26 protein-coding genes and 1 pseudogene are annotated in these 24,093 nt (G+C 61.9%); 12 read left to right on the top strand and 15 right to left on the bottom strand.

Annotated features, from left to right (window positions below; all coding sequences use genetic code 11):
- The first annotated feature begins 31 nt into the window (after positions 1–31).
- Positions 32–880 carry a class I SAM-dependent methyltransferase gene (locus ACYU81_RS02285; protein WP_460986162.1) on the top strand — a complete coding sequence of 283 codons (849 nt, stop codon included), beginning with the start codon at positions 32–34 and terminating at the stop codon, positions 878–880.
- Between the two features lie 39 nt (positions 881–919).
- On the opposite strand, the gene ACYU81_RS02290 is transcribed toward ACYU81_RS02285, so the two are convergent.
- Both ACYU81_RS02290 and ACYU81_RS02295 read right to left on the bottom strand, forming a co-directional pair.
- A complete protein-coding gene (locus ACYU81_RS02290; RefSeq protein WP_449473449.1) occupies positions 920–1,888 on the bottom strand; it encodes an acylglycerol kinase family protein in 969 nt (322 codons plus the stop codon).
- Positions 1,889–1,894: 6 nt separating this feature from the next.
- Positions 1,895–2,389, bottom strand: coding sequence for a DUF2141 domain-containing protein (locus ACYU81_RS02295; RefSeq protein WP_460986163.1), 495 nt, complete (start codon positions 2,387–2,389; stop codon positions 1,895–1,897).
- A 136-nt stretch (positions 2,390–2,525) separates the two neighbouring features.
- Between ACYU81_RS02295 and lptF the strand changes: the two genes are divergently transcribed.
- Positions 2,526–3,737 (top strand): LPS export ABC transporter permease LptF, encoded by a 1,212-nt coding sequence (gene lptF, locus ACYU81_RS02300; protein ID WP_460986164.1) that lies wholly within the window; start codon positions 2,526–2,528, stop codon positions 3,735–3,737.
- A gap of 3 nt (positions 3,738–3,740) precedes the next feature.
- Complete coding sequence (lptG, locus tag ACYU81_RS02305; RefSeq protein WP_460986165.1) at positions 3,741–4,841, top strand: LPS export ABC transporter permease LptG; 1,101 nt, start codon at positions 3,741–3,743, stop codon at positions 4,839–4,841.
- Between the two features lie 82 nt (positions 4,842–4,923).
- On the opposite strand, the gene ACYU81_RS02310 is transcribed toward lptG, so the two are convergent.
- Positions 4,924–5,991, bottom strand: coding sequence for a fatty acid desaturase family protein (locus tag ACYU81_RS02310; protein ID WP_460986166.1), 1,068 nt, complete (start codon positions 5,989–5,991; stop codon positions 4,924–4,926).
- A gap of 142 nt (positions 5,992–6,133) precedes the next feature.
- Here ACYU81_RS02310 and ACYU81_RS02315 point away from each other — a divergent pair, with 142 nt between their 5' ends.
- Positions 6,134–7,294, top strand: a complete 1,161-nt coding sequence (locus ACYU81_RS02315) for a GNAT family N-acetyltransferase (RefSeq protein WP_460986167.1) — start codon at positions 6,134–6,136, stop codon at positions 7,292–7,294.
- A 4-nt stretch (positions 7,295–7,298) separates the two neighbouring features.
- Here ACYU81_RS02315 and ACYU81_RS02320 read toward each other — a convergent pair whose 3' ends face one another.
- A complete protein-coding gene (locus ACYU81_RS02320; RefSeq protein WP_460986168.1) occupies positions 7,299–8,189 on the bottom strand; it encodes a diacylglycerol/lipid kinase family protein in 891 nt (296 codons plus the stop codon).
- A gap of 72 nt (positions 8,190–8,261) precedes the next feature.
- On the opposite strand from ACYU81_RS02320, the gene ACYU81_RS02325 reads away from it, so the two are divergent.
- A complete protein-coding gene (locus ACYU81_RS02325; protein ID WP_460986169.1) occupies positions 8,262–9,143 on the top strand; it encodes a metallophosphoesterase family protein in 882 nt (293 codons plus the stop codon).
- A gap of 14 nt (positions 9,144–9,157) precedes the next feature.
- Here ACYU81_RS02325 and ACYU81_RS02330 read toward each other — a convergent pair whose 3' ends face one another.
- The 7 genes from ACYU81_RS02330 to ACYU81_RS02360 all read right to left on the bottom strand — a co-directional run bounded on the left by ACYU81_RS02330 (position 9,158) and on the right by ACYU81_RS02360 (position 15,945).
- Positions 9,158–9,676 (bottom strand): DUF2239 family protein, encoded by a 519-nt coding sequence (locus tag ACYU81_RS02330; protein ID WP_460986170.1) that lies wholly within the window; start codon positions 9,674–9,676, stop codon positions 9,158–9,160.
- A 66-nt stretch (positions 9,677–9,742) separates the two neighbouring features.
- Positions 9,743–10,516: an exodeoxyribonuclease III gene (xth, locus tag ACYU81_RS02335; RefSeq protein ID WP_460986171.1), complete on the bottom strand. Its 774-nt coding sequence runs from the start codon at positions 10,514–10,516 to the stop codon at positions 9,743–9,745.
- A gap of 214 nt (positions 10,517–10,730) precedes the next feature.
- Positions 10,731–11,057, bottom strand: coding sequence for an iron-sulfur cluster insertion protein ErpA (gene erpA / locus ACYU81_RS02340; protein ID WP_460986173.1), 327 nt, complete (start codon positions 11,055–11,057; stop codon positions 10,731–10,733).
- 81 nt (positions 11,058–11,138) lie between these two features.
- Complete coding sequence (locus tag ACYU81_RS02345) at positions 11,139–11,864, bottom strand: M23 family metallopeptidase (protein ID WP_460986174.1); 726 nt, start codon at positions 11,862–11,864, stop codon at positions 11,139–11,141.
- A 109-nt stretch (positions 11,865–11,973) separates the two neighbouring features.
- On the bottom strand, positions 11,974–12,729 hold the full coding sequence (locus ACYU81_RS02350; RefSeq protein ID WP_460986175.1) for a ferritin-like domain-containing protein: 756 nt from the start codon (positions 12,727–12,729) through the stop codon (positions 11,974–11,976).
- A 50-nt stretch (positions 12,730–12,779) separates the two neighbouring features.
- Positions 12,780–13,241, bottom strand: coding sequence for a thioredoxin-dependent thiol peroxidase (bcp, locus tag ACYU81_RS02355; RefSeq protein ID WP_460986176.1), 462 nt, complete (start codon positions 13,239–13,241; stop codon positions 12,780–12,782).
- Positions 13,225–15,945, bottom strand: coding sequence for a bifunctional [glutamine synthetase] adenylyltransferase/[glutamine synthetase]-adenylyl-L-tyrosine phosphorylase (locus ACYU81_RS02360; protein ID WP_460986177.1), 2,721 nt, complete (start codon positions 15,943–15,945; stop codon positions 13,225–13,227). Before ACYU81_RS02360 ends, bcp begins: the two co-directional genes overlap by 17 nt.
- 29 nt (positions 15,946–15,974) lie before the next feature.
- Between ACYU81_RS02360 and ACYU81_RS02365 the strand changes: the two genes are divergently transcribed.
- Positions 15,975–16,205 carry a hypothetical protein gene (locus ACYU81_RS02365; RefSeq protein ID WP_460986178.1) on the top strand — a complete coding sequence of 77 codons (231 nt, stop codon included), beginning with the start codon at positions 15,975–15,977 and terminating at the stop codon, positions 16,203–16,205.
- A gap of 71 nt (positions 16,206–16,276) precedes the next feature.
- Positions 16,277–16,621: a hypothetical protein gene (locus ACYU81_RS02370; protein ID WP_460986179.1), complete on the top strand. Its 345-nt coding sequence runs from the start codon at positions 16,277–16,279 to the stop codon at positions 16,619–16,621.
- Positions 16,622–16,637: 16 nt separating this feature from the next.
- Here the strand turns inward: ACYU81_RS02370 and ypfJ are convergent, their stop codons facing one another.
- Entirely contained in the window at positions 16,638–17,513 is an 876-nt protein-coding gene (gene ypfJ, locus ACYU81_RS02375) for a KPN_02809 family neutral zinc metallopeptidase (RefSeq protein WP_460986180.1), read from the bottom strand.
- Positions 17,514–17,658: 145 nt separating this feature from the next.
- On the opposite strand from ypfJ, the gene ACYU81_RS02380 reads away from it, so the two are divergent.
- The 5 genes and pseudogenes from ACYU81_RS02380 to ACYU81_RS02400 all read left to right on the top strand — a co-directional run bounded on the left by ACYU81_RS02380 (position 17,659) and on the right by ACYU81_RS02400 (position 21,910).
- On the top strand, positions 17,659–18,837 hold the full coding sequence (locus ACYU81_RS02380) for a patatin-like phospholipase family protein (protein WP_460986182.1): 1,179 nt from the start codon (positions 17,659–17,661) through the stop codon (positions 18,835–18,837).
- The gene (locus ACYU81_RS02385; RefSeq protein ID WP_460986183.1) at positions 18,834–19,625 is read left to right on the top strand and encodes a 3-hydroxybutyrate dehydrogenase; all 792 of its coding nucleotides are present in this window, start codon (positions 18,834–18,836) and stop codon (positions 19,623–19,625) included. Before ACYU81_RS02380 ends, ACYU81_RS02385 begins: the two co-directional genes overlap by 4 nt.
- A 21-nt stretch (positions 19,626–19,646) precedes the next feature.
- Positions 19,647–19,805 (top strand): annotated as a pseudogene (locus ACYU81_RS02390) (opacity protein); the annotation flags it as partial.
- A 121-nt stretch (positions 19,806–19,926) separates the two neighbouring features.
- The gene (locus ACYU81_RS02395) at positions 19,927–21,276 is read left to right on the top strand and encodes an amidohydrolase (protein WP_460986184.1); all 1,350 of its coding nucleotides are present in this window, start codon (positions 19,927–19,929) and stop codon (positions 21,274–21,276) included.
- A 46-nt stretch (positions 21,277–21,322) separates the two neighbouring features.
- A complete protein-coding gene (locus ACYU81_RS02400; RefSeq protein ID WP_460986185.1) occupies positions 21,323–21,910 on the top strand; it encodes an arsinothricin resistance N-acetyltransferase ArsN1 family B in 588 nt (195 codons plus the stop codon).
- Here ACYU81_RS02400 and ACYU81_RS02405 read toward each other — a convergent pair.
- Genes ACYU81_RS02405 through ACYU81_RS02415 form a run of 3 tightly spaced genes read right to left on the bottom strand, consistent with a single transcriptional unit; the run spans position 21,907 to position 24,076 of the window.
- On the bottom strand, positions 21,907–22,938 hold the full coding sequence (locus ACYU81_RS02405; protein ID WP_460986186.1) for a nucleotidyltransferase domain-containing protein: 1,032 nt from the start codon (positions 22,936–22,938) through the stop codon (positions 21,907–21,909). The two genes, ACYU81_RS02400 and ACYU81_RS02405, sit on opposite strands and share 4 nt — an antisense overlap.
- Complete coding sequence (locus ACYU81_RS02410) at positions 22,935–23,798, bottom strand: HprK-related kinase A (RefSeq protein ID WP_460986187.1); 864 nt, start codon at positions 23,796–23,798, stop codon at positions 22,935–22,937. The genes ACYU81_RS02405 and ACYU81_RS02410 overlap by 4 nt, the downstream gene beginning before the upstream one ends.
- Positions 23,795–24,076 (bottom strand): HPr-rel-A system PqqD family peptide chaperone, encoded by a 282-nt coding sequence (locus tag ACYU81_RS02415; protein ID WP_460986188.1) that lies wholly within the window; start codon positions 24,074–24,076, stop codon positions 23,795–23,797. The genes ACYU81_RS02410 and ACYU81_RS02415 overlap by 4 nt, the downstream gene beginning before the upstream one ends.
- Positions 24,077–24,093: the final 17 nt, after the last annotated feature.

The following is a 24,093-nucleotide window of genomic DNA, read 5'->3' on the forward strand; positions in this document are numbered from 1 at the left end:
CCCGCTCCGGCACCGATGCACAAGGGCCGCCATGAGCCAGCCCGACATCTTCGACCGCACATTGCGCGCCAGGCGGCGGGACCGGATGATGCCGCATTTCGCCGAGCATGACTTTCTCTATCGCGCGATGCTGGACGAATTGCTCGACCGGTTGGCGGATGTTCAGCGTGACTTGTCCGAAGTTCTCGTCATCGGCTGCCCCGACGGCAGCGCTCGCGCCGCGCTTGAAACCATGGAGAAGACGGTAATATGCACCGACCCCGGCTTCGCAGCCGCGAGCGCGCAGGGCGGCGTGCAGGCGGAAGAAGACGCGCTCCCCTTCGCCGACGACAGTTTCGACCTGATCATCGCCTGCGGCACGCTCGACAGCGTCAATGACCTCCCCGGCGCGCTCATCCTCATGCGGCGCATCCTGCGGCCCGACGGCCTGCTGCTCGCGGCCTTTACCGGCGCGGGCACCCTGCCCCGCCTGCGTACAGCGCTGATGGCCGGAGAAGGCGATCGCCCCGCCCAGCACATCCATCCGCAAATCGACGTGCGCGCGGCGGGCGACCTGCTGAGCCGCGCAGGCTTTGCCATGCCTGTGGCGGACAGCGAGACGCTGACCGTGCGCTATGGCGACATATTGCGCCTGATGCATGACCTGCGCGGCATGGGCGCGGGCAATGTGCTTGCGTCCCATCCCCCAGCCCTGCGCCGCAACGCATTGATCGAAGCAAGCCAGCACTTCGCTGCCGCCGCCCATCCCGACGGCCGCACTGCCGAAGAAATGGCTATCCTGTATCTAAGTGGTTGGAAGCCCGACCCCAGCCAGGCCAAGCCAGCCCGGCGAGGCAGCGCGACCGTGTCGCTGGCAGAAGCGCTCAAGCGGAAGGAATAGCCGCTCGTCCCTTTACAGGGTCACTCAACTCCGTTCGCTCTAAGCCGCCAGCCGCAGGAAAGGCACCGGCTCCGTCGATCGCAACACGATCGGCTTGCCCTCCGAAGCCTCAAACAGCTCACCGTCAAGAATGACGCTGCTTCGGTCGCCCTCGATCCGGATGATATCGCCCTGCTCCAGATGCACGCCCTGCACCTGCGACTTGCCGACCCGCCGGGTGATGCTCGCCCAGGCCAGCCGCAAAAGCGCGGCCAGACTCTGGTCCACCGCCATCAGCTTCATGTTCCCGCGACGGCTGTCCCCTGCCTGCACGCCCAGCAGCAGCCGGTCGAGCGTCGTCACGATAAGCACGGCAAAGCGCCCCGCCAACTGCCCTTCCCGGATCAGCGAGATGCGCACCGGGTGGCTGGATTGCGGCAGGAACCGCGCTCGAATGCCGAAAACCAACGACACCAGCACCGCTATCACCGTCAGGAAATGGCTAAGCCCATTGGACAGGCCAAGCGGATAAATCTGGTTGCGGCAGTAAAGCATGTAATCGGCAAGCCCCGCGCCGCCCAGGAACATGCCCAGCACCGGCCGCGATTCCGCACCTCCGTCGGACAGCGCGATCAGCTCACGCGCCACGACATGATCGTCCACGCCCGCCTTGGCGATCTGAACGATCCGCTCCAGCGCCTTGATCGGATCGCCATGGATGCCAAGGTCGAGCGCGATCAAATTGGTCTTGCCATTGGGCAGCACCGCGATCGGCGGCACGCGGCCCTTGAAATGTTCGCCCTGATACAGTTCCGTCAGCGCCGCCTGCACCGTCCCGTCGCCACCATTGATGACGATGACCACCGGATCGACGCGCGCGATGGTTTGCAACGCGCGGCCGATCTGATCGACATGCTCCACCTCATAATGGAAGATGTCGGGATTGCTCGCGCAATAGCTGCGCACGCGCGGCAGCGTCTGCCGGTTGCCCGTCGATTTAGGATTGGACAGGAGCGCGACCCGGACCATCAGAACTCACATATATTGAAGTTTAATGGTGATCCGCGTCACACCCGGACCCACCTTCACCGCAGCCTTTTCGACCGACGGCTTGCCCAGGTTGAAGATGCTGATCGACGGATTGTTGGAAAAACCGCCGCCGTCGCGCGAAATACTCGTCTTGCCATTGCCGTCCCGGTCGTGCCGGACTGCAATCGCATATCTACCCGGTTCGGGCACCGGCATGCAGAATCGCATCCCGTCGCTGCCGGAGCGAACCGCCGTGTCTATCCGGTTCAACCACGCACCCTTCGCCAGCCAGGCACTTTTGGTCGCGGGATAGGATTGCACGCGGACCTTGCCCGTCGCGGCGGCAAAACCCCGAACGTCGATCAGCAGCGCCGGACCCTTCGCGGACGGACCACAACGATCCAGCTCGTTTCCGATTTCCTGCCCGTGAGCCAAGGCCGGGATAGAGGCAAACACTGCCCCAGCCGACAAAAGGCCCATCGCAACTTTGAACATGACCATCCAACTCCGTGAAGCTATAGCCGCCCGATGAAACCGGACGGCGAGCCCCTGTTCGCCCCCGCGAACTTCATTTCCGTGACTCTGCTATGGGCGGGGTTTGCGGCCAAATCATGGTGATGGGACGACCACATAGAGAATGCTGACCGCCACCGACCGATATCTCGCCCGTCTGATTGCGCTGCCGATGCTCGGCACGCTGGTCATTTCCGCGATGCTGCTGGTGCTCGACAAGATGCTCAGCCTGTTCGACTTCGTGGCGGCGGAGGGCGGCCCCGTCAGCGTCGTGTGGCGCATGCTCGCCAACATGATGCCGGAATATCTGTCGCTTGGCATTCCCATCGGCCTGATGCTGGGCATATTGCTGGCGTTCCGCAAACTTGCCCTGTCATCGGAACTGGACGTCATGCGCGGCGTCGGCCTGTCCTACGGCCGCCTGCTGCGTGTCCCCTATATGTACGCGATCGCGCTCGCCCTCCTCAATTTCGGCATCGTCGGCTTCGTTCAGCCACTCTCCCGCCACGCCTATGAAGCGCTGCGCTTCGAACTGCGCTCGGGCGCTCTAGGCGCATCGATCAAGGTCGGCGAGTTCACCAGCCTCGGCAAGCGCATGACCCTGCGCATCGAACGCAGCCTGGATGAAGGCCGCAATCTTCAGGGCATCTTCGTGCGCGCCGCTGGCAAGGATGGCCAGACCGTCGCGGTGACCGCCGCGCAAGGCAGCTTCCTGGCGACGGACGATCCCGATACCATCATCTTCCGCTTGCGCGATGGGGTGCTGGTCAACGACGCGCCCAAATATAAGTCCCCGCGCATCCTTTCCTTCTCCAGCCACGATCTGCCGATCGACCTGCCGCAGATAGAGCGTTTCCGTGGCCGCAGCGTGGACCGGGAAAAGACCATCCCTGAACTTGCGGTGATGGGTCATGACCCCACGACACCCGAAAAGCTGCGCTATGAAATTCGCGCCAACTTCCACTTCCGCCTGGTGGAGGTGGCGATGATGATGCTTCTGCCGCTCGCGGCCCTCGCCTTCGCCATCCCGCCGAAGCGATCGACATCCGCACTCGGCGTCTTCCTCTCGATCATCTTCATCGTGACCTATCACAAGATCAACGAATATGGCCAAGGCGTCGGCTCACTGGGCAAAGTTGATCCGATCATAGCGCTCTGGACGCCATTCCTGCTGACGGCCGTACTGATCATGTGGATGTATCATGTCGTGGCGCACCGCCCCGGCGGCCAGCCGATCGGCGCCCTCGAATATGCCTTTGCAAAGCTCGGCAAGCAGATCGCGAAACTGCTTCGCTTCGGGCGAAAGCGGGTGACCACCGCGCAGGGAGCAGCCTGACCCATGCAGTTCGACTTCTTCCCCTCGCCCCAGATCAGCTGGTACATGGCGCGCCTGTTCCTGACGCGGACCTTCGCCGTGCTGGCGCTGCTGGTCGTCGTGCTGCAAACGCTCGACCTGCTGGGCGAGTCAGGCGATATCCTGGCCTATGCCGGTAACGGCGATGCGCAGCTGTGGCATTATGTCGGCCTTCGCATACCGCAGATCATAGCGCGCTTCCTGCCCTTCTCCGTTCTTCTGGGCACGCTCATCATGCTTGCGGGCATGAACCAGAATAGCGAGATCGTATCGATGAAGGCGGCGGGCCTGTCCGCGCACCAGATATTGGCGCCACTGATCGCCTCCGCACTCGGCGTCGCCATCATAAGCTATGCTTTCAACGAACGCGTGGTAGCCCGCGCAACGGCTTCGCTCAGCGCTTGGCAGGCCGTTGATTACGGCCCCATTCCCGCAGACAGCGGCGTAAAGTCAAATCCCTGGGTCCGTGACGGCAACAACCTCGTCACCGCCGCGATCGTCGCGGGTCGAGGCAATAATGTGCAGCTACGCAAGGTCGAGATTTTCAACCGTGTTAACAATAGCCTGACGACCATCGTCCAAGCTCCGCGCGGCCATTATGACGCGGCGAGCAAGAGTTGGTTGCTGGAGGATGCGCGCCAGTTCGACGTTGCGCGCGGCACGGAACGGCAGGTTGGCACCGTCCGCTTCGGCCATGCGATCCGGCCCGACCAGTTTACCCTGGCAAAGGTCGATCCTGACGCCCTGACTTTCTCGGAACTACGCGCCGCCATCGCCGACCTGCGCGACGCCGGACGTCCAACCGCCGAACTGGAAGGCAGCCTGTGGCACAAGCTGTCCGGCCCGCTTTCGGCCCTGCTGATGCCGATCCTGGGGTCCGTCGCCGCCTTCGGCCTTGCTCGCTCGGGCCAATTGTTCGTGCGCGCAGTGCTGGGGATGGCACTTGGCTTCGCCTATTTCGTCGCGGACAATTTCTCGCTCGCCATGGGCAATCTCGGCGCCTACCCACCCATCCTCGCGGCATGGGCGCCCTTCTTCCTGTTCCTGCTCGTGGGCGAAACAGTCCTCTTCAGAACGGAAGAATAGGCGTCACCCTCATCCGTCATCCCAGCGTTGAAATGAGGCGCGTGACTCATTTCAACTGGGATCTCAGGCCCAACGCGACGGCTTAACGCCGAACCATAGTACTGCGCGCAATCTTCCCCACCAGCGGCCACATGCCCGCATAATTGCCGCGATGATAAGGCGACTCCTCGCCCAAGGCCGCGATCAACCGCGCATGCGCCTTGCCCAGCGCATGATAAGGCACACTCGGTAACAGGTGATGCAGCGCATGATAGCGCAGCCCCACCGGCGCCCAGATCGCGGCCAGCGGCGAAGGCGGCGGCACATTCACCGAATCCAGATATTGCGCCGTCACCGTCATCGCATCGCCCTCATTCTCCCAAAGGTGCGCGACCAGCGTGCGAAGCTGGTTGATGACGGTCATGCCCGAATGCACAGCCATATAGACGAGCAAAGGCTTCCATCCAAAAACGAACACGCTGGCGACCAGGGCAAGCGCAAACAGCAAAGCGCCCGCCTCCTGCCAAAGCCAGCGGCGGCGAAACTCCCCTTCCGGCGCCCGGCGGCGATAGGCGGGGTTGATCGACAGCGCCGAAAATTCGGCGACGACCTTGCGCCGTAGCGCGGGCACGAAGAGGCTGAGCGGCGCCAACACGCCATAGCGCAGGATCAGACCCACGGGCGCCAGCGACGCGATCAGGATGAACAAAGGCAGCGACCATGGCTTCATCAACGCCAGCGGCAGATATTCCGGATCGTTCGCCGTGCCGTAGCGGGTGCGCGCATGATGCTGCGTATGCACATCCTCATACATGAAGGACGGGATCATCAGCGGAATGCCGACCAGCAGGTTCCAGCCCAGCCGGAAACCGGGAAGCGCGTCCCTGCGGATATGCGTCAGCTCATGGATGAAGCTCGCCGCGCGATAAAGCGCCAGCATCGCCACCAATCCGCACAATAGCGCCAATGCGACACTGTTCGCCACGATCGCCCCAGCGAGCGCCGCATAGCCGATCAGCGCCGACGCCAGCAGGTCCGGCCAGTAAATTCTCGGGTTCGCCACCGCAAATTCGCGCGACAGTTCCGCTGCGGCGCGCAGCATCGCCGCGTCATCCGGAATCGAGGCGCGCTTGACGGCCGCGCCCGCTATGATGGGATCATGCACAGTCATGCAGGCGCTCCTAAATGGTAAATGCGCTGAAATCGTGGCAGCGGCATGACAGCTTCGCCTTGGTACGTCATCAGGCGCGCACCGGATTGACAATGTCGTAACAAGCGCCGAACTGCTCCGGTCCTTTAGCGAAAGCTCTGCCGTGGCTACTCCGAATCTGGTAATAACCCCCGTCACTTCCAAGGCCGACAAAAAGGCGTTCGTGGACTTGCCATGGCGCCTGTACGCCAATGACCCCAACTGGGTGCCGCCGCTCAAGAGCGAAGTTTACGGTGTCATAGAGCCCAGCAAGAACCCCTATTTCGGCCATGCCGAGGCGCAATATTTCCTGGCCCGTCGCGATGGCCGGGTCGTCGGCCGCATCTCCGCCCATATCGATCATCTCGCGCTCGCCCAGCCGGTTGAACAGGGCATGGGTCCGGGCACCGGCAATTTCGGCTTTTTCGAAGCGGAGGACCCCGAAACCGGAAAGGCGCTGATCGAAGCGGCGGAAAGCTGGCTCCGCGCCAAGGGCATGACCCGCGTGTTAGGCCCCATTTCCCTCTCGATCTGGGAAGAACCGGGCCTTTTGATCGAAGGCCATGACCATCCCCCCACAGTGATGATGGGCCACAACAGCCCCGCTTATCAGGCGATGATCGAGGGCGCGGGCTACCAGCCCGTCAAGCAGCTCAAGACGTACGAACTCGACATCACCAACCCCTTCCCACCCCTCATCCAGCGGATCGTCTCGTCCGGCGAAAAGAGCGACCGCATCCGCATCCGCCAGGTCGACAAGTCGAAATTCGACGCCGAGGCGGCCATCCTGCTCGGCATCCTCAACGACGCCTGGGGCAGGAATTGGGGTTTCGTCCCGATCACCGACGCCGAAGTCGCGCATACCGGCAAGAAGCTGAAGCCCATTGTGTTCGAAGACCTGATCATGATCGCCGAACTCGACGGCGAGCCGGTCGCCTTCATGATGACCCTGCCCGACCTCAACGAAGCGACCGCGCCATTGAACGGCTCCCTGCTCCCCTTCGGCTGGGCCAAGCTCCTCTGGTGGCTGCGCAAACCGCAAGTCCGCACCATGCGCGTACCGCTGATGGGCGTGGTCCAGAGGCTCCAATCCTCCCGCCTTGCCAGCCAGCTCGCCTTCATGATGATCGAATATATCCGCCGCAACGCCGTCAGCCGCTATGGCGCAACGCGGGGTGAGCTCGGCTGGGTGCTCGACGACAATCAGGGGATGAACGCCATCGCAGATGCCATCGATGGCAAGGTGAACAAGATCTACCAGATCTACGAAAAGAACCTCGCCTGAAAGCCTAACCCGGCACCGCCACATCAATAGCGCCCGCGGCAACCTTGACCGTTGCGGGCGTCCTCGCGACCACCTCGCCATCGATCGAAATGCGCTGCCTAGGCTGCGTCTCGATCCGAAAAGACTGGCCCCGAAACTCCTCCGTCTGCGCATCCCTGTCGCGCAGCTTGAAGAATTTAGCGTACCAGTCCCACGCCAGCCGCGCATGGCTGCGCCCCACCACCGCCTGAACCACGATCTCGCCGCTATCCACGTCGGCACGATCGGACAGTTCGACCCCGCCATGATAAGGTCCGTTCAATATCCGCACTTCGGTCGACCACATCCGCCGCTCGGCCTGGCCGTCATCGATCATCAACCGGAACGCCCGAAACCCGACCGAACATTTTACCGCCCAGATCAGATAACCGATCCGCCCCAGATAGCGCTTCAGCTTGTGCGGCACCGTTTTCCCGATCATCGGCGACAGCCCCAGCGACGCCGCGTTGACGAAATAATCGTGATCGATCATCCCCAGGTCAATGCGCCGCCGCCTGCCCTGCGCGATCACCTGCACGGCCCCATCCAGATCCAACGGAATACCAAGCGTCCGCGCAAAGCTGTTGGCCGTGCCAAGCGGCAACACGCCAAAGACGCAATCCTTCCCCACCAGCTCATCCACCGTCCCGGACAATGACCCATCACCGCCGCCCACGATGACCATCGGCGCACCATTGCTCACCGCCTCGCGTACCGTCTCCTGCAATCGCTCGGGATCGCGCACCGCATGGGCCGCAATCAAGCGCACCCCCGCCGCCTCCAGCTTCTCGCGCGCCTCTTCAAAAAGCGCCTCTCCCTTCCGGCTGTGAACATTGACGATCAGCGCCGCATCGCGCGGCAGGGAGTTCGTTTCCATGCCCCAACAACTCGCCAGAACCCCATCGGCTCCTCACCGCAACAAATCCGCGTGAACAGTCGTTGGAAAGCCATGGCTCGCATCGCTCACCTGTCCGACATCCATTTCGGCGCCAACGATCCCAAAATAGTATCCGCCACCGAAGCCTGGCTGGAACGCAGCCAGCCCGACCTGGTCATCATCAGCGGCGATTTCACGCAGCGCGCCCGCGTCGATCAGTTCCGCGCCGCCTCCGCCTGGCTCAATCGGCTACGCGCGGCGGGCATGCGCCTGCTCGTCATTCCGGGCAATCATGACGTGCCGCTCTATGACGTGGTCCGCCGTTTCGCCGCCCCCCTGGAACGCTACAAACGCTATATCAGCAATGAGCTTTGCCCCTGGTATGAGGATGAAAAGGTCGCGATCCTGGGCATCAACACGGCCCGTTCGCTGACGATCAAGGACGGGCGCATCAACCATGACCAGATGAAGATGATCGAAGAGCGCTTCGCCCCGGTCGCACCGGAAAAGACGCGCATCCTCGTCACTCACCACCCCCTGTTCGCCATGCCCATCGGCAAGGGCGGAGAGCTGAGCGAAGCGGTCGGCCGCCATGATGACGCGGTCGAAGCCGCAGCCGCAGCCGGAATCCACATCGCCCTCGCAGGCCATTTCCACCGCACCTATGCCGAAGCAGCGCAGAAGATGGTCGCCGACGCAGGCGGAGCGCTGGTCATTCAAGCAGGCACCGCGACATCGACCCGCCTGCGCAACGCCGAACCGCAAAGCTTCAACTGGCTCCACGTCCACCGCAATGACCGGATCGAGTTGCAAGTCATTGTCTGGGACGGCGCCAGCTTTCAACGCGGCCATCATGTCGAATATAGCCGGGACGCCGCCGGATGGCAGGCACATGAGCTGGACGACCCGACCGCTCGCCCCGGCATCCGCGTGGCGCAAGCCGCCCGCGCCTGAGCGCCCGACGCTGATCAGGCGAATGCAGGGGCAGCCAGCCCCAACGCATGATCGCGGATCGCGACCGGCCAATCCGCACACAGTTCCTCGAACGCAGCCTGATCCCTCGCATACAGCGCGCGAATGGCCGCTTCATAACCGGGCCGGTCCCCTGCCATCACCGTCAGGAAATGATAGGCGGCGTCCATGGCGACGCGCGGCGTTATCAATCCTTCTGAAGCCTTTCGCGCCTGCTCCACCAATTGTCGCAACGTCGCCGACGCTCCGCCGGGCTGAGCCGCCAGCCATTCCCAATGACGCGGCAACAGCGTGATCTCCCTCGACTGCACGCCCATTTTCGGCCGCCCTCGCCCCCGTTGCTCCTGATCGGCGGAAGCATGGAGGTCGATATCGACCTGGCGCCCGGTCATGTCATCGAACAGCAGGACGCCTTGCGCATCGTCGGCCATGGCCTTCAGCGCCCGCCGCATTTCCCCTTCGTCGCCAGCGGCGACCACATGTTCACCCGCAAAGGCCGTAAAACGCCGTGTCACATCGAATCTCCTTCGACGCGACAAATATTACCCGGATAATATAGAGTCAATTATTCCCGGGTAATATTACGCGCTCAGTTCAACCCATGTCGGCGCATGGTCGCTCGCCTTCTCCCGTCCGCGAAAATCCTTGTCCACCTGTGCGTCGATCAGGCGATCGGCCGCCGCCGGGCTCAGCAGCAGATGATCGATCCGGAAACCGGCGTCACGCGGCCAGGCGTTCATCTGATAGTCCCAATAGGTCCATACCCCGCCCGCCGGATGGCGGCTGGCAATCGCGTCGGTCCATCCGTCGCCCAGCAAACGGCGATAAGCGGCGCGGCTTTCCGGCTGCATCAGCGCGTCGTCGGCCATGGCCTTGACCGAATAGACGTCCCGATCGCGCGGAATGACATTATAATCGCCAGCAAGAATGGCGGGCACTTCCTCTGCCCAAATCTCCGCCGCCCGGTCGCGCAGACGCTTCATCCAGCGCAGCTTGTAATCGAATTTCGGCCCCGGCTGCGGATTGCCATTGGGCAGGTAGATGCTGGCGACCCGAACGCCCTTCACATCGGCTTCGATATAGCGGCTATGCTCGTCCTCGGGCTCGCCCTCCAACCCCCGGCGTACCTCGACCGGCGTCTCGCCGCGCGCCAGAATGGCAACGCCGTTAAAGCCCTTCTGCCCGTGCCAGATCGCCCCATAGCCGACATCCTCAATGTCCTTCAGCGGGAATGTCTCGTCCGAAGTCTTGATTTCCTGAAGGCAGGCGACATCCGGCTGCGTCTCGCTCAGCCATTCCAGCAGGCGGGGCAGGCGCGCCTTGATGCCGTTGATGTTGAAGGTCGCGATGCGCATGGGGCTTTTCTCCTCCCGCGCATCCCTAAAGAGAATAGCCCCCCTTATACAAGGGACAGACAGCCGGTGATTAGCGCTTGGTGGTGCAATTCTTCAGCACCGTTCGCCCTAAGCCTGTCGAAGGGCTCTACTTCTCTTCAAGAAGAAGCGGGCTTCGACAAGCTCAGCCCGAACGGGTGAAAGCGTCAAAAGCGAACAAAAGCCCAGCCCGTGCTTAAATCGAAAAGCTCGACCCGCAACCGCAACCAGCGGTGGCATTCGGGTTCGTCACCTTGAACGCCGATCCGCCGAGGTCGGAAACAAAATCAACGGCAGCACCCCGCACCAGGTCCAGGCTGACGTCATCGACGACCAGCGTCACGCCATCCCGCTCCACGGCCAGATCCTCCGCCTCCACCGCATCGGCGAGGCCAAAGCGGTACTGAAAGCCCGAACATCCGCCACCCTCCACGGCCAGTCGCAGGATCGCGGGCTTGCCTTGCTTGGCGGCAATCGCAGCCACGCGGGCAGCGGCGGAAGGGGTAAGGTCAATGTCAGCCATGGCGCCTAGATAAGATCAAGCAAAAGGCCCGGCAACCCATCGGAGCCGAGCCTTTGCAAAGGATAAGCGGCGTAGCGCGGATTATTCCGCGTCATGCTCCTGCGCTTTCGTCGGGCCACCCATGGCAATGGGCGGCTTCGTGTTCATCGCTACGAGAACATCGGGACCGACGACGAACGGCATCGGGTTGATCGCCTGGCCGTCCACGCGGACTTCATAATGAAGGTGGCTGCCGGTCGAACGCCCGGTCGATCCCATCAGGCCGATCAACTGGCCGCGATGCACATAGCTGTTGGGGGCCGCGATCAGCTTCGACATATGGCCGTAACGGGTCTCAAGACCGCCGCCATGGGAAATCTGCACCAGATTGCCGTAACCGCTTGCCCAACCGGCGCGGCTGACGATGCCGTCTGCCGTGGCGTAAACCGGGGTGCCGACGGGTCCGGGAATATCGATACCCTTGTGCATCCGCGCGCCGCCGTTGAACGGGTCGGAACGAACGCCAAAGTTGGAGGTCAGCGACAGTCTTTCGACAGGCCGACCGGTCGGAATATTGTTGCTGGCCGCCTTTACGCCGCCATCCAGCCGCTGAAGGCTGGAGAAAAGATTGGAAAAGCCGATATCTGCCGGGCCAAGCGCGCTGGTATTGATTTCAGTCGCATCGCCATAAGGATCGTCGGCGACAGGCTTGGCCTGCGCAGGCATCGCTGCGCACAATGCGCTCACTACGCCTATAGCCCCAATGGATTTACACGCAGACAGGAACCATCGCGCGCTACGCGCATTATTCGAACGAAGAAACAACATGCCGACCCCGACTTATCCTCCGGAGGCTTTTTGAGCCTCTCGGCGCTCCCCGTGTTGACCAAATGCGACCTAAATCGCCACCCGCGTCATCAAAAGGACATTTCCCGCTTCATTGTGCAAGCGCGCCGTAAAAATCCAGCGTTAAACCGGCTTGTCGACGCGCCGAGTCGTTGAACGGCGGTTTCAGCGCCCCGCGAAAATGGCGTTTTACAAGGATTTGGTAATGATTTGCGGGGGTCAGCCCCTCTCGGTTCGCCGCATGACCAAACCAACTTGTCCCGGCTCTAACGTGGCAAATCTCATCTGTCATAATGCGGCGCAACATGCGCGCGGATGCTTTGTCCCCCACCCCTTCGAACCGCACGATCGTGGCGGGCGTGATGTCCAGCGCCCGCGCTTCCAGCACCATGGGAACGATGGCTAGCCGCGCCATGGCATCCCCTGCGGTTTCGGTAGCGGCCTGCCACAGCCCGTCATGGGCAGGCAGTTGGCCATAAGAGCTTCCCATTTGCCGCAGACGCCGGTCCAGCAGCGCGAAATGCATCGCCTCTTCGGCGCCTACCTGCATCCAGTCATCGACGAAGGCTTGCGGAAACTCGCTCCCGAACCGGCCGATCAGGTCGAAGGCAAGGTCGATCGCGACGAACTCGATATGCGCCAAGGCATGCAGCATGGCGATCCGCGCCCGGTCAGAACCGATCTTGCCGCGCTTGGGCATCTGATTGGCGGGAAGCAGGGCGGGAGCGTCGGGCCGCGCAGGCGTGTCGGGCATCGCGGCATCAAACTGATGCGCCAACCGGCCCTGCCTCCAGGCACGGGCCACCGCGCGCGCAGCCATCAGCTTGTCCCGTGGCTCCGGCATCATTAACACATGAGCGCAGGCCTGCCCCACGCTCTCAATCTCGACCGGCAAATTCAAAGCGCCTTCACGGCCTCCAGAACTTCGGCAGCATGGCCCTTCACCTTCACCTTGGGCCAGACGCGCAAAATCTTGCCCGTTCCATCGGCAAGGAAGGTCGCCCGCTCGATCCCCATATATTTCCGGCCATAAAGCGACTTTTCGACCCAAGTGCCGAACGCCTCGCACGCCTCACCCGGCTCGTCGGATGCGAGCGTCACGTTCAGGCCGTATTTTTCCGCGAATTTCTTGAGCTTCGCAGGCTTGTCCTTGGAAATGCCGACCACCGGCACACCCAATGCCGCATAGTCACCCGCCAACTCGGTGAAGTCCTTGGCCTCATTGGTGCAGCCGGGCGTATCGGCCTTGGGGTAGAAATAGACGACGACCGGCTTCCCCTTGAACCGATCCAATGTGAAGTCGACGCCATCGGCATCCTTCAACGTCACGCTCGGCAGGGCATCACCGGCTTCCAGCATCTTCTTCCTCCGAATAGGGCGCGGACAGCGCTGCCCAGGCATCGCTCACCCTTTGCCGGGCCTGCGCATAGCTTTCAAGCAGCGCGTCCCAGCTTTCGACACCACATGCCCGTGCAACGACCGGCCGGGTGGCCTCCGGCGGCTCGGTCGATTTGGGCGAAACCAGCCGCGACACGATCAGGAAACGCGTGATCAGGTCATGCGCATCGATCAGGTCTGCTGGAAGATGACCCGCCTCGACCAGCTCATCCAAAGCGGCGCGCAAATCCGGGCTGAAGGCCATATTATGCTTGAACTGCGACACGTGGATCAGGAACTCCAGATCGACCAGCCCCCCCGGCACCAGCTTGACGTCCAACTCACTGGCAGGCGGCTTGTGCGCGGCGATATCCCGGCGCATCTTCACCGCCTGACGCGCCAGCTCCGGGAAATCGCGCGGCCGTTCCAAAGTCTCGGCCAATATCGCGCTCAACGCCGCCCGGCCGCTATCCGACCCGAAAACCGGCCGCGCGCGCGTCAGCGCCAGATGTTCCCAAGTCCACGCCTCCTCGCGCTGATATTTGGCAAAGCTGTCCAGACTGACCGCCAGCAACCCCTGCGCGCCCGACGGCCGCAACCGCGTATCCACTTCATAAAGCGGCCCCGCGGCCGTCTGCACCGATAACGCATTGGTTATGCGTTGCCCCAGCCGGTTGAAATATTGCGTAGCCCCCAACGGCTTTCTTCCATCGGATTCCTTCATGAAATCGCCGGAAAAAAGAAAAACCAGATCCAGATCCGAAGCATGCGTCAAAACGCCGCCGCCCAACCGGCCAAGCGCAAGGATAAGCATCTCGCCACCCTGCACCCGCCCATGCACCGTTTCGAATTCCCGAACGGTCGCACTCGCCAACGCCTCGATCGCCGCCTCAGCCACCCGCGAATAACCACGCCCTGCTTCCAGCGGATCGCCACCGCGAATGATCTGCGCACCCAGCGCAAAGCGCCGATCATTAACCCGCTGCCGCACCCGGTCCAGCAGCGCCTGATAATCCTCCCCCGCTTCCAATTGCGCGAACTGTTCCGCAAGTTGCTCCACGGCAGGCGGCGGATCAAAAGCGGACGTATCGATCAGCCCATCGAGCAGTTCGGCCCGCCGTCCCAGCGCATCCGCCAGCGTCGGCGCATGACTGAGCAACTCCGCCATCAGCTCTGCAAGCCCCGGCCGCGCGGCAAGCAGCTTGAAGAAGTTGATGGCGCTCGGCAGCCTGCCGATCAGGTCATCAAGGCGGTTCAGCGCCCGCACCGGATCGGGCGCCGCCGCCAATGTGCGCATCAACCCCGGCAGCAAATCTTCCAGCGCTTCCCGCGAAGCCGTGCTGCGCAACGCCCTGATGCTGCCCGTGCGCCAGCGAGCGATCCGCGCAACCGGAGCCTGCGGATCAACAAAACCCATTTCCGCCAGCTGCGCCGCCAGCCGGTCTTCATCATGCGAAAGCGACTCTGATTTTTCAGCAGGCGTCAACTGGTCGTAATTGGCCCCCACCCATTCCACCTTCGGGCGCAGCAGCTCGATCAGTTCCGCGCCATTCTCCAGTCCATGCAGCCGCGCGACATTGTCCATGGCGTCTGCGGTCTTGGGCAGCTCATGCGTTTGCCGATCCTCGACCATCTGCAACCGATGCTCGATCGTGCGGAACAGCACATAGGCTTCGTCCAGCTTGCGCGAGACTTCCGGATCGAAGACCCCTGCCGCCGCCAGCGCTCGAAGCGCTTCGCGCGTATTGCCCGATCTTAGCGCCGGATCGCGCCCACCATGTATCAATTGATGGGTCTGCGCGAAAAACTCGACTTCCCGAATGCCGCCGCGTCCCCGTTTCAGATCATAGCCCGGCCCGAAAGCCTGACCCTGCGCATAATGGTCGCGGATTCGTCGCGATATGTCGGTGATCGCGTCGATCGCACCGAAATCCAGGCTCCGCCGCCAGACGAAAGGACGAATCTGCTGCATGAAATAATCGCCCAGGCCAAGGTCGCCGGCCGCAGGGCGCGCGCGGACGAAAGCGGCCTGCTCCCATCCCATCGCCGTCGATTCATAATAGCCGATCGCCGCCTCGACCGGCAGCGCAATGGGCGTGGCTTCGGGAGAGGGACGCAGCCGTAAATCCACACGAAAGACGTAGCCATCACCGTCCCGCGCATTCAAAAGCTCGCTCACTCGCCTGCCGATCCGCACTGCCGCATCAGCCGGGTCTTCCCGCTCCCCATGCGGCAGGGTCGTCGGATCATAGAGCAGGATGGGGTCTATATCGGACGAGTAATTCAACTCGCGGCTGCCATGCTTGCCCAATGCCAGCACGACAAATCCCTTCGGCTCCACACCCGGATACCGCTCGGCAAAGGTAGCGCGCAGTGCTTCTTCCAAAGCCTGATCAGCAAAATCCGACAAGGTGCGCGTCACCCGGTCCAGGTCCCAGGCGCCCGACAGATCCGCCGCCGCCGTGACCAGCGATAATGCGCCCTTCCGCCGCCGCAGGGACCTGGCGATTCCCTCATCCGCGTCCGATACGTTTTGGGCCGCCTTCAGCGCCGCTTCGACGTCTCCACCTTCGAGCAGGTCAATCACTTCGGGAAACCTGTCCATCTGTCTGGCGAGGAAAGGCGAATGCGCACGCATCCGCGCCATTGCCGCCGTCCAGTCCACCACCGCAATCTCTCCTGTCATACCGCCGCTATCGCCCGAGCCTCAAATGAATGCCAGAAACTTTTCCCGTTGCCGCCCGTTGTAGAAACATGGAAATGCAGCGTAAATCAGTGAGCCGATCTGGCAACGGGCGGAAGACGACTGATCGCAAATTCCTGACAGTTGGCGTCCCTCAGCCCTATGAAGGCATCGGCAACGCGCTGCAGTCTACCTTCCGCGCCAAGCGTGATAGCTTGCCATCGGACATGATGGACCTGCTGAAAAAACTCGACCGAAATTAGAACGGCTGCGCAGGATTTTATTTACCGAAAGCCACTAGAAGCAGCGCGTCTTTGGTTCAGGATGTGCCTGCATGCTCTACAAGGCTTTCGCCGCCATCACGTTGGTCAGCGCCCCAATAATCGTTCTGCTGGTTCAGGGCATCACGCCGCACCCTTCGGCGACACCCTCAGTTCCGGTGGTTCAACCCATGGTTCCGCAGTTCCCCGTTCAACAGCCTTTGCCCACCCAACAATCTGTCGTAGCGCCAGTGCCGATGGAGCAGGCCCCTCCTGCCGTACCCTTTGGCCAGCCCATGCCGGAAGCGGGCAAGCCATTCCTCGCACCGGGCAACGGCCTTCCCGGTGAAGCGCCGACCGGCACGGGCGAGGCCGGCAACAGCAATACGGCAACAAGTTCGGAAGCCCGCCCCCTCTGACAGCCTAAGGCGCTTTTTAGCCCGCCGCCCCGGCAAAGGTATCGCATTGCGCAGGGTCACCACTGTCCAGCCCCCTCCGCAGCCAGGTCACCCGCTGCTCGCTTGAACCATGGGTGAAGCTTTCCGGCACGGGACGCCGTCCCGCCGCCTTTTGCAATGTATCATCGCCAATGGATTGCGCGGCGGTCATGCCTTCTTCCAGATCGCCCGCTTCCATCAGGCCCGTGCGTTTCGCCCACACGCCTGCATAGCAGTCCGCCTGTAACTCGACGCGCACTTGCAGGGCATTGCCTTGCTCTTCACCCACACTGCGCTGGCGCTGTTGCACCTGTCCCAAAGTGCCTTCCAGATCCTGCACATGATGCCCGACCTCATGGGCGATCACATAGGCCTGGGCAAAGTCACCCGGCGCGCCAAAGCGCTGGCGTAGTTCATTGAAAAAATCGGTGTCCAGATACACCTTCTTGTCATTGGGGCAGTAAAATGGACCCATCGCGCTTTGCGCGGCGCCGCAACCCGACGCGCCAGCCTGCGAGTAAAAAGACAGGACTGTCGGCTGATATTGCTGCCCCGATTGCTGGAAAATCTGGCCCCACACCTTCTCCGTCGATCCCAGGACCTTCAACGACCAATGCTGAATTTCCGACAATTTCTGCGGATCGCGACTGACGGACACATCCTGCTGCACGCCGCCTCCGCCACCGACCAGGCTCAGCGGATTGACCCCCATCACCATCAGGATGATGAGCGCGACGACGATCCCACCGCAACCAAAACGGCTGCCGATAAATGGCAACAGCATGCCAAGGCCACCGCCCAGCCCGCCACCAAAGCCGCCACGGCCGCTTTGCACCTCGAAATTGGAGCTTTCTCGTTCGTCGTCCAGCCGCATGACGCCCTCTCTTTCATCCCATGCCTATCCGATCAGCGTGAAGGTTGGAACGGCTGCGATATGGAGTTGGTTGCTTTCAGCTTATCGGATTGTTGCAGCACATTAAGTTGGCACCCGCGCGCTAGTCGTTATATTGCACTGCGACATGGCCGATATCGATCCTTCCATTCCGCGCCGGGCGAGCACGCCGCTCCCCTTGCCCCACGATGTTGCGCTGCTGCTTCAGGGTGGTGGCGCCCTTGGGTCTTTCCAGGCTGGGGTTTATCAGCGCCTCGATGAACTTGGCATCGACGTCAGCTGGGTCGCGGGCATTTCGATCGGCGCGGTTAACGCCGCGATCATAGCGGGCAATCCACCGCACCGCCGCATCAGCAGGATGAAGAAATTCTGGCTGACGGTTTCCGGCGGCCTTCCCAATATCGTCCTGCCCGAAATCGATCATATTCGTGAAGCGGCGCATTTGATGGCGGCGGGAGCCGTTGCGACATTCGGCGTGCCCGGCATGTTCCGCCCTCGCCTCTGGCCATCCGTGATGATGCCCGAAGGCACGCCGGGGGCGATCAGCTTCTATGACAGCGCGCCCCTCAAGGAAACGCTCGACGCCTGTGTGGATTGGGACCTTCTGAACGACGGCCCTGTTCGCCTTTCGGTCGGAGCGGTGGATGTAGAGAGCGGCAACTTCGCTTATTGGGACACGCGAGGCCCTGACGGACGGACCCGCATCGACGCGCGCCACATCATGGCTTCGGGTGCGCTCCCCCCCGGTTTGCCCCCGGTCGAAATAGATGGGCGGCATTATTGGGACGGCGGTCTCGTTTCCAACACGCCCTTAGCTCACGTGCTGGAACATCAAAATGACGACATGCTCGTCTTTCAGGTCGACCTTTTCCCCGCCGAAGGTCCGATGCCGCGCCAGATGACGGACGTCTATTCCCGCGCCAAGGACATTCAATATTCCAGCCGGACGCGTCAGGTCACCGATCAATATCTACGCCTGCGCCGCGAGCATAAGGCGATCAAGGCGCTGCTCGACAAATTGCCGCCGGACCTCAAAGACGACGCCGACGCCCAGCGCCTGCGCGAATATCTCGACCGTGGCTCGGTCAACATCGTCCACCTCATCTACCGCAGTCGCGCCTGGGAAAGTGGCGCCCGCGACTTTGAATTTTCCCGTTCCACCATGCTGGATCATTGGAGCCAGGGCCGCGACGCCGTCGAAGAAGTGATGCACAAGGGCGACCTTATCGCCCGCAACATCACGAACGGTAAAAGCGCCACCTTCGACCTCCAGGCCCCCGATACTCTCAAGGAGAAGAACGCATGACCAAGTCCCTCGCCGGAAAGACAGCGCTGATCACGGGCTCCACCTCCGGCATCGGCCTTGCTTATGCGAAGACCCTCGCGGCCGAGGGCGCGAACATCGTCATCAACGGCTTCGGCGACAGCGCTGCGATCGAACAGGAACGGCAGGCGTTGGAGCAGGCGAGTGGCGCCAAGGCCCTCTACAGCGGGCACGATCTCACCAAGGCCACCGAGATCGAAGCGATGATGCAGGAAGCGGCCAGTGCTTTTGGCGGCGTCGATATCCTCATCAACAATGCGGGCATGCAGCATGTCGCCCCGGTCGAGGATTTCCCGGTCGACAAATGGGACCTCATCATCGCGCTCAATCTGACCAGCGCCTTCCACACGTCCCGCCTTGCCATCCCCTATATGAAGTCGAAAAAGTGGGGACGCATCATCCAGACGGCCAGCGCCCATTCGCTTACAGCTTCTCCCTTCAAGAGCGCCTATGTGACCGCCAAGCACGGCCTTGCCGGGTTCACCAAGACGCTGGGCCTCGAACTCGCCACGTTCGGTATCACCGCCAACTGCATCTCACCGGGCTATGTCTGGACGCCGCTGGTCGAGAACCAGATTCCCGACACTATGAAAGCGCGGAACATGACGCGCGAGCAGGTGATGAATGATGTGCTGCTCGCTGGACAGCCGACCAAGCAATTCGTGACCGTGGATCAGGTTGCCGCCATGGCGCTCTTCCTGTGCAGTGATGCGGCGGCCAATATCACGGGCGCCAACATGAGTATCGACGGCGGCTGGACTGCCCAATAAGAGCGCGTTGCAATTTTACCACGCAAGGACAGGATGTACGGCGTCGGCGTCGAAGTCGGCCCGAAGGACATTGGCCTTGGCGGCATCACCGGCAAGAGCGGCATTCGCCTCCGCTTCCAGACTGAAACCTATGATTTCGACAGCTTCCGTCCGACCGCGGGTGTGATCTTCCACTTCTGATCCTGTCGCGACGGATCGTGACAGGCGCTCGTCCTTCAATGGACGGGTGCCTTTTCATATCTGCCACTTTCCTTGCGCCGCCAAATCTTCCTATGCTCCCGTCCAACAGGGAGAATAGCCGATGCGTCACGCGTTCAAGCTCATCATGGCCGCCGCCACTCTTTCGTCTGCCGCCACGGCACAGACTGGTGCCGCTCCTGCATCTCCAGTTCCACAGGCACAGGAGATAGCCGCCCAGATCGATCGCGACATGAGCGACCTCATGACGCTTTACCGCGATCTCCATGCCCATCCCGAACTGTCGGAGCAGGAAACAGCGACCGCCGCAAAGCTCGCCCGCCGCCTTAAGGCGATGAAGTTCGAAGTCACCGAAAAGGTGGGCGGCACAGGCGTCGTCGCGGTCATGAAAAATGGCGAGGGACCGGTTCTCCTCATCCGCGCAGACATGGATGGCCTACCAGTCACGGAGCAGACTGGCCTCCCCTTCGCCTCGAAAGTTCGCACCAAGACGGCTGAAGGCATTGAAACCGGCGTCATGCACGCCTGCGGCCACGACACACACATGACCGCCTTCATCGAAACAGCCCAGTTGCTGTCATCGAGGAAGGACCGCTGGCGCGGCACGCTGGTCATGATCCTCCAGCCAGCCGAGGAAGTCGGCCGGGGCGCGCGCATGATGCTGGACGATGGTCTCTACACCCACTTCCCCCGTCCCACGCATGCCATCGCCTTCCATGACGCCGCCAATCTTCCGGCGGGCACGATCGGTTATACCCCCGGCTATGCGCTCGCCAATGTAGACAGCGTGGACATAGTCGTTCGAGGCACCGGCGGTCATGGCGCCTATCCTCAAACGACAAAAGACCCCATAGTGCTGGGCGCCCGCATCGTCGGAGCTCTTCAGACCCTCATCAGCCGTGAACAGGACCCTCTGGACCCCGCAGTCGTCACGGTCGGCAGCTTCATCGGCGGCGCGAAGCATAATATCATCCCTGACGAGGCAAAGCTGCTTCTCACCGTCCGCAGCTATTCCGACGAGAATCGCGAACGGCTGATCCACGGCATCGAACGCGTCGCGCGCGGCGAGGCAATCGCGGCGGGCATTCCCGACGATCGGATGCCGATTGTCTCGGTAAAGGATGAATTCACGCCCGCCGCCTACAATCCGCCAGCCTTCGCCAACGAAATGGCCGGACTGCTCAAAACGCATTTCCCCGAAGGACGCGTCATCGAGACGAAACCATCTATGGGAGGCGAGGATTTCGGCCGCTATTACCGGGCTGACAAAAGCATCAACAGCTTCATCTTCTGGGTCGGAGGGGTTCCCGCCGATCAAATGACAAAAGCTGCCGCTGGCCGGCTCACCCTTCCATCTCTTCACAGCCCCTTCTGGGCGCCGGAGGCCGACAAGGTCATCGCCACGGCAAGCGAGGCCATGACGGTGCTCGCGTTGAACATATTGGAGCGGTGAGCCGCAGCAATCCCACTGTTCCCCCTGTCCCAACAGGATTCATGGCATGACGGCAATCATCAGGACGGCTCTTGAGGACGATGCGCCTCACCTCGCGGCGATCTACGCCCCTTATGTTTTGGACACCGTAATCTCGTTCGAAAGCGTGCCACCAGACGCTCAGGAATTCAGCGTTCGGATGGCTGATTGCTTAAAATATTACCCATGGCTGATCGCGGAGGTGGATGGTCGGATAGTGGGATATGCCTATGCCGGACCCCATAGCGGCCGGGCGGCTTATGATTGGTCGGCGAATATCTCCGTCTATCTGACGGCTGATCATCATCGTCGCGGGATCGGGAGGCGTCTCTATGACATATTGATCCACATATTGCGGCATCAGGGCTATCACAGCCTCTTCGCGGGCATCACCCTTCCGAACAGCGCCAGCGTGGCGATTCACACGGCGTTGGGCATGAAAGAGGTGGGCATCTACCGAGAAGTCGGCTTCAAATTCGGTCAATGGCATGACGTGATGTGGATGGGGATGGCGATTTCCGCCTCTACCGAACCTTCCGAAAAGCCGACGCCTTTTCCCTTACTCGGCGATCTTCAGAACATTGTTCCCGGCCTACAGGTTACGGCCAGGCGCTAGGCGGGCCGGTGCCCTTTGCGCCACTTCGTCAGCAAATGCCGGACCAGCATCATCGGGGGCATGCGCAGCCAGTGTGACCGGACATAAAATGCAAAGCGGAGCAGCTTGCGCGTTTCACGCCCCCAACCGTCCCGAGCCAGCAGCCGAGCAATGAAAAGGCGGTCGCTCCATCTCGCGCGATAGTCCACTTGAATGGGTGAGCGAAGGGGCCGGACAGGGGTGCCAAACAGGAAGTGCGCCAGTCTCAGGGCGCGCAACACCACCGCATACAACTGATGCTCCGCCGCCCTTTCAAGCAAGCCAAGATCAAAATCCTGCTGGCTCTCCCCAAATTCGCGGCACAGGCAGTGAATATCCCACAGGTTGCGCAAACCACCCGCCAGATCGCCATCCGCAAACAAGTGCGCCGCAGAATGGCAGATCATATCCTCCGGCGACAAGACCGATAACCGATCAGTCACCGGCACCGCATCCGCCAGCATCGCCTCCGCGTTCGGCCTCGGACGCGCGGTCAGCGGCAGGATCGTATGATGCACATCGATCATCCTGTCCCGCTCGCGATGGATCATCGGCGGCAGTTCATGCATCCATTGCCGGTAATAGGCGTCGTCATAGGCATCTTCCTTGACCCACTCCCACCCCGCCGCGATCAACCTTTCCTCGACCTGCTTCAAACGGCCGTGCGGAACCAGAATGTCGAGATCGCCGATAAATCTTCCCTCGCCTGCCTTGAGGCGAGCTGCCGCATAGGCGGTCCCCTTCAACATCAGCACCGGCTCCCCCAGCGCTTCAGCAGCCCGATCCGCTTCCCATAAAGCCTGCCGGGCTTCCCGCGCCGCATCCAGCCGAGCATCAGCCAGAATCGGCCGCACCCTCTCAGGCGCCAATCCATCATCGACGAGCATGGCCAGCGTTCCGATCAGCCGCTCAACCCGTGCCGCCGCGATCAACGCATTCCACCCGGCACTGTCCAGACGCCTGACCGACGCCGGATCGCGGAGCGACCTGATCAAAAGCGCGGCGCTCATGTGAGTTCTTCCCACAACCGCTCGACCATCGCGATGGCCTCGTCCCCTGAGGGAAAGTCGATCGCCCGCGCGGGCACATGCTGCACGAACCGGGTCAGCGCACCGAACCCCGCCTCTCCCAATGCGACATAATTGGTGGACGCCTGAGTCAGGCGCATGAAAACCTCGCCCTGCCCCACCGGGCGAACGTCGGCGGCATGCCCGAAACGCGGAAACAGCAGCAGGGCGGGCTTTGCCGCTTCCGTCATCCGCGCGACCGCATCGGGGCGAGGCATGAGGTGTCGAATATCCCCCTTCGCCGTGCCAGCCATCAACGGCCCCATCCGCTCGGCCGAAACCTCCCCCGTGATCACATCGATGGCGCCGTTCTTGAGCGAAACGAGTCGAGGGAAAGGCAGTAATTCGCCGGTAGCAAAATCCAGCAGAGCAAATTCATCACCCATGAGCCGCCAGCCACGTTCGCCAAGCTGGGCCGCGAGCGTCGACTTGCCGGACCCGGATTCGCCGGTCATCACAAGCGCGCGACCATCCTTCTCCACGCTCGACGCATGGAGCAGCAGGTGCCGCCGCCAACCCAGCGCCATTTGCAGATTCATGCCCATTTCCGCCGCCAACAGCCCATGCGTCAAACTCATCGGCGCCGCGTCGGCCAGGCCATGATCGCCGGTGATGAAGATCGACGGCCTGACCCATCGCCGGACCATGCTCGTCGGCTCCAGCCGCACGGTAAAGTCGGCCACATCTTCCTTTGGCTGAGGATAGCTGTCGTACAGCTTCGCCAGCAATTCCAGCGGCTCCCGCCATGCTGAACCGATCCGAAATGACGCGAGGCCGATCGACAGGGAAAGCTGGTGCCTCATGAACAGCGCACCAGACCCAGCGCCGTCAGCCCTTCCAGATGCGTCTCGATTTCCGCAATCGCCTGCGTCCGCTCGCCCAGATCATAGTGACGTTCCAGCCGCGCATGCAGTTGCGCGGCTGTGGAGTCAGCTTCGTCATCCAGCGCCTCCAATATCTCTGGAGCAGGGCTGACCATCATATGCGTCTGGCCCGACGCGCGATGGTAAAGGACGATGATGTCCTCCAACACGCACGCGGCAGTGTCCCTGTCTCTACGGTAACGACGTTCTGCGGTCACAAACTGCTCTCAAACTC

The organism is Sphingobium sp. TomTYG75, from assembly GCF_054771635.1.